The organism is Pseudomonas sp. HMWF006 (assembly GCF_003061205.1).
Lineage (GTDB): Bacteria > Pseudomonadota > Gammaproteobacteria > Pseudomonadales > Pseudomonadaceae > Aquipseudomonas > Aquipseudomonas monsensis.
Map to the genome: position 1 here is coordinate 10,538 of NZ_QAIU01000095.1, position 9,576 is coordinate 20,113.

Annotated in this window: 9 protein-coding genes and 1 pseudogene; 3 read left to right on the plus strand and 7 right to left on the minus strand. The window is 51.0% G+C overall.

Translation table 11 applies throughout. The features are described from left to right. Positions 1-163: hypothetical protein (locus DBR24_RS34755; protein WP_371921227.1), on the plus strand; the 163-nt coding region annotated here is incomplete at its 5' end. Next, the gene (locus tag DBR24_RS34760) at positions 136-318 is read left to right on the plus strand and encodes a hypothetical protein (RefSeq protein WP_371921225.1); all 183 of its coding nucleotides are present in this window, start codon (positions 136-138) and stop codon (positions 316-318) included. The genes DBR24_RS34755 and DBR24_RS34760, both read left to right, overlap by 28 nt. A gap of 113 nt (positions 319-431) precedes the next feature. Here DBR24_RS34760 and DBR24_RS03800 read toward each other — a convergent pair whose 3' ends face one another. Continuing rightward, positions 432-923 carry a hypothetical protein gene (locus DBR24_RS03800; protein ID WP_128613937.1) on the minus strand — a complete coding sequence of 164 codons (492 nt, stop codon included), beginning with the start codon at positions 921-923 and terminating at the stop codon, positions 432-434. A 165-nt stretch (positions 924-1,088) separates the two neighbouring features. Next, positions 1,089-1,325: a hypothetical protein gene (locus DBR24_RS03805; RefSeq protein WP_128613938.1), complete on the minus strand. Its 237-nt coding sequence runs from the start codon at positions 1,323-1,325 to the stop codon at positions 1,089-1,091. Between the two features lie 920 nt (positions 1,326-2,245). Between DBR24_RS03805 and DBR24_RS03810 the strand changes: the two are divergent. Beyond that, positions 2,246-3,064 (plus strand): annotated as a pseudogene (locus tag DBR24_RS03810) (LLM class flavin-dependent oxidoreductase); the annotation flags it as partial. A gap of 84 nt (positions 3,065-3,148) precedes the next feature. Here DBR24_RS03810 and DBR24_RS03815 read toward each other — a convergent pair. From DBR24_RS03815 to DBR24_RS03835, 5 genes are all read right to left on the minus strand, one after another. Further along, the gene (locus DBR24_RS03815; protein ID WP_158277019.1) at positions 3,149-4,156 is read right to left on the minus strand and encodes a glycosyltransferase family 2 protein; all 1,008 of its coding nucleotides are present in this window, start codon (positions 4,154-4,156) and stop codon (positions 3,149-3,151) included. A gap of 408 nt (positions 4,157-4,564) precedes the next feature. After that, complete coding sequence (locus DBR24_RS03820) at positions 4,565-5,128, minus strand: hypothetical protein (RefSeq protein WP_371921226.1); 564 nt, start codon at positions 5,126-5,128, stop codon at positions 4,565-4,567. Between the two features lie 172 nt (positions 5,129-5,300). Next, positions 5,301-5,696, minus strand: coding sequence for a contact-dependent growth inhibition system immunity protein (locus DBR24_RS03825; protein WP_128613940.1), 396 nt, complete (start codon positions 5,694-5,696; stop codon positions 5,301-5,303). A gap of 509 nt (positions 5,697-6,205) precedes the next feature. After that, positions 6,206-6,739, minus strand: a complete 534-nt coding sequence (locus tag DBR24_RS03830; protein WP_128613941.1) for a hypothetical protein — start codon at positions 6,737-6,739, stop codon at positions 6,206-6,208. Then, on the minus strand, positions 6,736-9,576 hold a 2,841-nt coding region (locus DBR24_RS03835), incomplete at its 5' end, for a DUF637 domain-containing protein (RefSeq protein WP_177490422.1). The genes DBR24_RS03830 and DBR24_RS03835, both read right to left, overlap by 4 nt.

Consider the following 9,576-nt stretch of genomic DNA (forward strand, 5'->3'; position numbering starts at 1 on the left):
TGGAAAGTCGGCGCGAAAGCGATCTCACGGTTCTATCGCACCTTCGATGCGTGGTTCGGCAACAAGCAAACGCCGGTCAATGGCTTTCTGGCGCCGAGCCCGGAAGAGAAGTTTGCCGGGCGTCCGGAGTTTGAATTGGAGAGTTTGCACAAGACGGCGATGATTGGTACGCCGGAAGAGATCATTCCGCGGATCAAGTATTACCAGGAACTGGGGGTGGATGAGTTCAGCTTCTGGTGTGACAACAGCTTGCCGCATGAGGAGAAGAAGAAGTCGCTGGAGTTGTTTATCAAGCATGTGGTGCCGGCGTTTCGGTGAGTCACTGCTGATTGCCTGCACCAATAAAAAGTCCCGAGCAATTCGGGGCTTTTTATTTTAAATGGGGAAAATGCATTTTACGGCCTGGGAACTCAGTCACTTTTAAAGAAACATCACACTCGCGCCAATAAACGGCGTGCACGCTCGGACATTTCAGCGTTATCAACCTCGGCTAGCAATTGCAATTTTTCTCTAGCCTTATCGGTACCAATTTCGTGTAAAGCATAAATGCATTTCACACCCAGAGCATGCTCGGAAGCGATATACGGATAGCAGGTCAGCGCCGTCTTGAATAAATAGTCAACCGCCCCAGGGTATCTGAAAACCTTCAATTCCCTTGCAATATTCTCGTGACTGACATGCCAATCTTCGACGAGTAAACGGCATAACACATCCGCGCAGTCCTGAGTGAAACCGAACACCGCACCGAATATCAGTAAGCATTCCACACTGTCAGCATCTTTAATTTCAAGAGCAGTTTCCAGTTCAGCACGCAGGTAATCTTCGGGGATATCCCTACCCTTAAATAGAGACTCAAGAAAACAGTCTTTTGAAATCCCATGCGACACCAGATCAATCATCAAGTCCTGCTGTTGTTTATTCATAGCCCGCCTCCGAAAAAACTGCTCTTATCGCCAGATTTCTATTCATATCCAGGAAAATCAGACGTGATCTCACAAATGAGAAAACGGGGACAGACCACGTTTTCGAAGTATTTTCCAAACGTGGTCTGCCCCCATTTATCCCAGTTCAAACGTGACCAATTCAAATCACATACCATTATACGGATCAGCGATATTATCACCCAGCTCAGCAATTGACTCTCTAATCTCTGCAGCCACCTCAGGCGAAAGCTCACTGGCTTCTCGGCTCGATATAAAGTCGAAAAGCTCAACTAATCCAGGGTGTGCAGCAACGACAATCGAGCCCTCGGCAAAACCGAAATCAAGCCCATCCCACCAATTGATCAGGATTTTTTCAATCTGAGCTTTTAGTGGCTGACGCAACTGTCTGTAGGTATGCCACTGACGATCACTTAGCTCTAGCAAAGCCTCTAAAAAATCATGCTTTAATTTCTCAGAGTCAGGCGCCTCTTTTAAAAGTTCTAAAATTCCTTTGCCACATTATCTTCAGGCATCGAGTCGGGAAGCAAGCGATAATAAGAAATGGGCGTCATCATTTAAAATCCACTGGAATATGGATGAGATTATTTGGCTTTTCATAAAGCTGACCATCTTGCCCAAGCAGTTTATTACCGATTTTAATCTGGGCAAACCGGGGACAGACCACATTTCGGAATACTATCTAAACGTGGTCTGCCCCCCATTTACCCTCAAGCCCTCCGAACTGATTGAAACGGGACAGATTCCATGCCGAGTTGTGAGAACATAAGATTCAAGACCATTTTCCTCAGGAATTATCTAAAGCAACTTACGATCATCAAACGTTATTACCAACTTTTCTCCTTTTTCTAAACCCGCCTCTTTCACACGACGATTCAATAGTTCAAAAAGGACGACAGCACTATGAAGATGTTCGCCGCGCCCATATTTCAACGCCCCCTCATCACCGCAGGCGAAGGCACTGAATCAGCACTGACACACTATTATCAAAAATCAGAACAAACGATCCTATTCCGACAATCACGCCTGTAAGAATTGCTGATTTAAACTCAGCCAAATCTCTCTGTTCAATCATTATTACCACCTCATCTTTTTGGCGGAAAGGTATCAGATGCCAAAGGCACATGTGTATGTCCTCTCATGCCGGTTCCGCCTGTCGCCGGGTTAATCGGTTGCCCATTTTTCACCGAGATCCAATAACCATTTTCCAACCCTGGAACAGGGGTGGAGCCAGCAGGCATAGAAAACGGGGACAGACCACGTTTTCGTAGTTCTTTCTAAACGTGGTCTGTCCCCATTTATCCACCATCATTGCGCCGTTCTGGCACCCGCTGCGGGTCGCCGGTGAATGCGCGTTGCTCGACGTCATCAGCAATGGCCGCATGGAAGTCGGCCTGGCCCGTGGCGCTTATCAAGTTGAATTCGATCGCATGGCCGGCGGCATACCTGCCTCATCTGGCGGCCAGGCATTGCGCGAAATGGTCCCGGTGGTCCGCGCACTGTGGCAAGGCGACTACGCCCACGACGGCGACATCTGGAAATTCCCCACCTCGACCAGCGTGCCGAAACCTATTCAAAAGCCGAATCCGCCGATGTGGATCGCCGCCCGCGACCCGGATTCGCACAACTTCGCCGTGGCCAATGGCTGCAACGTAATGGTCACGCCGTTGATGAAGGGCGACGAAGAAGTCCTCGACCTGAAGAACAAGTTCCAGACTGCGCTGGATAACAACCCGGATGTGCCGCGTCCGCAATTGATGGTGCTGCGTCACACTCACGTGCACACCGCTAATAATCCGGATGGCTGGAAAATCGGCGCGAAAGCGATCTCACGTTTCTATCGCACCTTCGATGCGTGGTTCGGCAACAAGCAAACCCCGGTCAACGGCTTCCTCGCGCCAAGCCCGGAAGAGAAGTTTGCCGGGCGCCCTGAGTTTGAACTGGAGAGCCTGCACAAGACCGCAATGATTGGTACGCCGGAAGAGATCATTCCGCGGATCAAGTACTACCAGGAACTGGGCGTGGATGAGTTCAGTTTCTGGTGTGACAACCGCTTGCCGCATGACGAGAAGAAGAAATCGCTGGAGCTGTTTATCAAGCATGTGGTGCCGGCGTTTCGCTGAGAACCACGTAATTGAGCCGCAATAAAAAGGGGCGAATTCATCGATATGGATTCGCCCCTTTTTTCGCTTGTCGGCAAGTGAACGCTACCCCTGAGCGGCGGCTTTTCGACTCCGGCGCGACTGCTTCAGATTGAAACGCAGCTTGCGCCCCCCGTGAACGATGCGCGGAAACCACAGCGTCCAGCGAGTGTGCAACATCACCCCGCAATCACGGCTGTCTTGTCGCGTCATTGAGGTGATCTGCTGTGGCAACGGCACACCATACTTGATGCACTTGGTGATCAGTGCGTCGACATTGCGCTCCATGAAATTCAGCGCAACTTCGCGCCCGGCACTGAACGCAGCAATGTGCTTTTTCAACGCTGCCAGCGTGTCGCGATACGCGGCATAACTGCCCATCACGTACTCAACGTCCTTGTGGCTCTGCGTCAGCGAACCGCTCCTGACCCGTTGAAAGTAATAGTCCGCTGCCGTGGCAAAAGTGGCCTGGCTGTGCAGGTAAATATTCATGCTGAACACATGATCTTCATGCGCCCGACCTTCCAGCCGGACCACAAAACGCTCGCACACCGAACGCTTGAAAATGTATTGCCACGTCGCCGCGTGGTACTTGCCGGACAAAATCAGATCCTGCAGCAAGTCGCGCCCCGCCTCGAACCAGCCATTGCGACTGGCGGCGGTGTTACGTCGCAACAGTTGCTTCTCGCCGTCCACTTCGGTGTAGGAACGCTTGGAAAAATAAAACAACTCAAGCGCGGCGTTGGCCTGCACCTGCTCCACCAGCGTCGAAAACAACTCCGGGCTGACCACATCGTCCGGATCGCAAAAGAACACATACTCCCCGCTCGCCAGCGCCAGACCATTGCGCCGGGCAGCGCCAACGCCCTGATTGACCTGAGTGACCACTTTGACTTCCGGGCGATGGCCAAAACCAGCCTCAATCACCGCGAGCGTGCCATCGGTCGAGCCGTCGTTGATCAAGATGATTTCATGCAACGGCACGGGTTGATTGAGCAGTGAATCGAGGGTTTCGGCGATGTAGGACTCAACGTTGTACGTGGGGATGACGACGGAAATTTTCGGGACAGACACGTTGTTGAGCACCTGAAATGACGGCGTAGGCCGATACGGGATTGGTGAGGCAAGGTTGACGTGCGCGGCCGCAGGAAGGCACGTACTCGAATGATTCACGACACAGTGAAGCCGTTATGCTTTCGCATGATAAATGGCCAACGGTTGGGGCGTCAAAGAACGAGGCCGGCTGTATTGCAGCCATGACTTAATCGTCCTCTACGGGGAACAGCATTACCGGGAAAGTCTGGCAAAAGCTCTGCGTGATGAGATGCATCATCAAGCGCAGAGCCTAGAGTAGATTTGTGGGGATACCTCAGATCTGTCCACTATTTATTCAACGCACCCACCATTCAAACTTGTGCTGTCGGCTTAAAATCATCAACAGTCTTATTCTGATCACGCCATAGAAGCATGACGACTTTGGAGTCAACCCCCTATCGAAAACTGAATAGCATCATAAATTTTCCAGCCATGCAGGTTTGGTTGATCAATGATGGAGGCCAAGTGCTCCTCTAACAACGGTACGTATTCTGAGACGCTCGCGCTTTTCGCAAAGTCAAAAATACCCGTTATTTCAAAGGGTAACTCATTCGCTAATAAAATAATTTTTCCCAGAGGGGCATACACCAGTGCTCTCGCAGCGGCTATTTCTCCACGATCGACCACGTTGGCAAAATAACTGGTTATTGCCATGAGTATTTGGCGATAGGTGTCATCGTATCCATGCAATCGATGTATATAAAACCCTTGAATATCTTCAGGCTTGCCCATAATAACTTCCAGAGCATCCAAGCCATCATGGATGCCCCAACTTGTCAGTAGTTTCGCAGCCTGAAAACGTTCCTCGATGTTACTGGTAGTACGGAGCAAGTCCAGAACGGCATCAACTCTTTTCTGAGGAGTATCCTCTGGATCCAAGTCACCCGCGGCCACGGCATAATCTGCACCATCTGGAATACTATTCAAAAGCTCATATGTTTCAGGGCTCAAAAAAACCTACTTTTTTACCGTTTTAATATAATCAGCAGCCCCCCCCCCCTTGATCAGGCATTCTCCATCACGCGTGGCGTTCCCCAAGTCTCTTCCGCGTTTATCAACGGAAAACGGGGACAGACCACGTTTTCGTAGTTCTTTCTAAACGTGGTCTGTCCCCATTTATCCTTCAAATGATCGCCTTTATAGTTTTTATCAACCTGGATGTGTCGCTTAGACAATCAACATCCTCACTGATATCAGATACTCGCACCAAAGCATCAATCGTATATCTGGCCGCTTGAACATTTACAACCCAATAATCTGCCTTGATATCTGCGAGTGCGGAAATCAATTCACCATCATACCGATCCCCTGTCAGAACATCTTCTGACAAAAAACGCGTAGCGATAGTTAATAGATGAGCAATAAACAAATCCTGCCTCAAAGCTCGACATACATCACCGACCTCAAGATTATCAAAATCCGTATCACGAACAGATAGATACCACTCACTCAAAGAGGACATCGGGTCTTCTGGTGACCAAGCAACCGAATATTTTTTTTCGAACTCTCGAAATGTCATATTCCTGCACCATTCAGGGCCGATTCGATTCGACTAATAGTATCCAACGCTCGTTGACGTGTCGCAACTGCCGCAGGGTCAGTAACGCCCTTCAAAGTTTCAGTGTGATTTCTCAATCCTCGGAGCAGGTCATTCATCTCTTTGAGATGGTCACAATAGCCTCCACCAGGTTACGGCACTGGGTCACCCGCCATGTCTCTGAGAGTTCCGGCACGGAAAACGGGGTGTACGCGGCATCGATGAATCCTTTCAATTGGTCGACCTGAAAGCTTAGCGGGCGCACAGCACAAATGACGGCAAATTTTTACGTATTGTTGCAGTCAACTACATTAAACGTGGTCTGTCCCCCTTTCCCATTACCTTACCACCCGGCATCGTCACAAAATCGTACGAGCCTGACGGTGTTATTTTTCCTCCACCTGGGGTTTGTAGCCAGCGAGGAAAACGGGGACAGGCCACGTTTTTGGAGTGTTATCTAAACGTGGTCTGTCCCCATTTATTCGCTCCAACTAATAACGAATCCACTTTCCAGTAGAAATCAACTCAGAGCTATTCGGATCAACCAAATAAAGCCACTCTGGGTCATGCCCTACGGTGCCAACCAAAACACCTAACGCATTTGGGTTTGCGGGCGTTGACGTATAGTGCACAGCACCAATATAGCTTCCCACACCATGAGCGCTTTTTAATTGGAAGCGTAAGGAACAATCAGAGTTATAAATCGCCGCATTATTTGGACAGTTAAAAAACCAAGGAAATTCAGACATTCCAAATTTTGATGGCACCTCATTAAAAACGACCAAAACCCCTGTTCTATCAGCAAGAATATAAGGCATCTCACTGACCGGAATACGTAGTTCAACGCCGTTTTCAAAGGCCAAATATCGCTCAAAACGTACGACGGCGTGCTTTTGCGCATACAGCATTATATTTTTAGTATCTTCGAAACTGGTACATGCCCCGTCCCAGCTGACAAACTGCTCAAAAAGTAGTCCATCATCGAATTCCCATTTTGTTCTAATTTCACTAATCAACTGACTCACTGCAACGACCTCACCGACCCCATGTTAACCTCATACAACTCTGGATTAGTTCGGGGGGACTTATCCATAAAGTTTACCTGATGCCCTCCACCAGGCAAGCGAGCTTCGTTCTTCGCATCCCACATATCACCAACAGTTCCTTCACGAATTCCGACTCCTGGTTTCACCATAAATTCGACTTGGAATAATGGACCCTCTTTAAACTCTTCAGAAACTGCAAGTTTATTTCGAACGTCTGCCACAGATTTTATAGGAGTTTCCGTGGCCCAACCTCCAAGAAGGGAGGACGGATTCTTGCCTTGAGCGACCGCCTCCTGCATCCGATCATATTGTAGTTTGTTTATAGTCATCGTCATGGTGCGCGGCTGATCCACTACCCTATCCGTCACCATTGTCCCCTCCATCCAAGCCGGACGCTGTGTTCCCCAGTATGGAAGATCAATTCCGTCGGCCTGCTGACTCAAGAGGCGATCATTCGCTACCTTCTCACCATCAACACGCGGAAGGCCATCACGATCCGTTACCTGTCCAGCGTTGATATTTTCTGCACGATGCTCTTTCCCCGGGACAAAGTCACGCTGAGCAGACAACCCAAAACCCTCTGCATCGCGAGTAGCATCGAATTCAACTTTATCGACTTCCGAGGTGCTGCCTGGGAGACTCCCTCCCTTCTTGCCACCTGAAGTCAACAGCAGCTCCCCGCTTCCCTCCAGGTATTTTCCGGCGCCCTTGAGCAGCGCTATTTCCATAGCAGCCTTTGCTGCTTCCGTTCCGTAATCGCGCAGCGGATTCACGTCACCCGGGTAGGTCGCGCTGCTGAAAGAGTCGAGTACTCTGCTTCCCTGGCTGTATTCATATGGCGCAAACAACTCCCCGGTGGCTTGCCATCCATCAGCGAACGATGCAACGCCTCCCAGCCCGGACAGCGCAGGAATCGCGCAACCAACGGCGGTTACACACGCCGGGCTGGACACTATCGCGCCGCCAAATCCTGCGGCAGCCCCTATAGCACCCAGTACCGCTCGACTGGCGTTTGCCGATTGCCTGAGATTTTTGTCGTTGAGCAACAAGTCGTCGTTGACCTGATCCCATTTCGAATACTCGTCAAAGGCTCCCGTAGCGAACAGCGCACCCTGAGCATCTTTAAAACCTTTACCATCAGTTTCCAATGCTTTGATGGTTTCATATTGCGGGTCATCGGGCGGTACCGAAGCACTGCAATGAACCAAGGCACAGGCTGCCGCCTTGAGTTGATAAGCTTTATCAGGGTTCTCTTTTTGCAGTTTTTCCAGTGCCAACGTTTCTTTTTGATGAAGCTGACGGTTGTATTCGTCAGCCATCAAGGCGACCCACGATGCCTTGTTGACATCTCCGCCGGCCAGTCCAGCGGCGGTCAAACCGACAATCTGGGAAAATGCCTGGCGTAGCTCAGGTTGGGTGTCGAACGTGGAGTTGAGTACGCTGGCCATAGCCTGGCTGGCGCCTGCAGCCACCGCGCCGGTTTTGAAATCGCCACCGGTTGCACTGGATATCGCGCCCCCCATCAACGCATGCATCGCAGTGCGAGCCACGCCCCCCTCGGCCCACATCGCCATACCGGTTGTATCACCCGCATCCTTTGCTGCCTGCCAGTGATTTTGGGAATAGCCCCCGACAAAGTTGAACGCGGTGGCAGCGGCCACATTGCCGGCCTGAGAAAGCAGTCCTTCCTTCAAGTTATCGCTGTAACTGCCCCCACCAATCACGGTTTTTATGGCCCCGCCAGCGATCCCCTGAGCACCCGCATGAACCGCGAAACCACCGATACCTTGAAGAGTATTTAGGTCAAATCCTTTTGTAAGGTTGTTGAACGGCACCGTGTGGCCGCCGAGTTGTGGATCGATCACACCCTTTGTAACGCCAGCTGTGAGACCCGAAATCGCTGCACTTTTCAGGTTGTCCTTACTGAAGGTTTCCTTAACTACAGCCCCTAGATTGCCTTTGTTATTGATCGTGCTAACAGCTGCGGTGCTGGCCATGGTCGTCAGCACGGCCGAGGCCATCACATTCCCCAACCCTGCCGCAGTGGCAGCAGTAGCGGCCGAGGTTGCCGTTGCTGCAGTGGCCGCCGATGCCGCCGCCATAGTGCCGCTAGCGCTCGCCCCCATTGCCGTACTGGCAGACGCAACCGCTGTACTGGCAGCACCTGCCGTCAGCACAGTGACGATAATAATGATCACCAACATCGCGCCCTGACCAAGGCTCGAGCTGCTGTATTTGAACGAGTCGTGGGTTTCCTTGATCAGTTTCCAGTCCACATCACCGCGCTTTTCGGCCTCTTTGAGCCACGCCAGTTGTGGGTCTGCCTTTACCATTACATCGATGGTCTGGCTGATCGATTTCTGGTTGATCTGTTTGATGTCGATGTTCAGGCCATCAACCGCGTTGATCACCAATTGCCCTTTGGCAATTAGCTGACTTTGGCGCAAAGTCTCGTCGGTTTTGCCTTTGCCCGACATCGAGTTCCAGGCCAGGCTGGTATTGCTTTTTGTGTGGCTCTCTTGATGCAGGTCCTTCACGCCCTCGAACGTGACGGCTCCGCCACTGCTGATAACCAGGTCGTTTCCGCTATCCAGTTTGGCCGCCTGATAATGCTGATCGCCGCCACTGGCGAGCAGCATGCTGCCGCCGGAGGTGATTTCGCTGCTGATGTTTTTCACATCAGTGACTTCGTCATGCTTGGTTTTCTTTTTGCCGAAGCTACCTTTCTTCTTCATGTCATACAGCGAATAATCGGTATCCTGCGCAGCCAGGAGTTCTAGGCGGTCTCCCGCAACCAGGTAGGCTTCATCACCCGC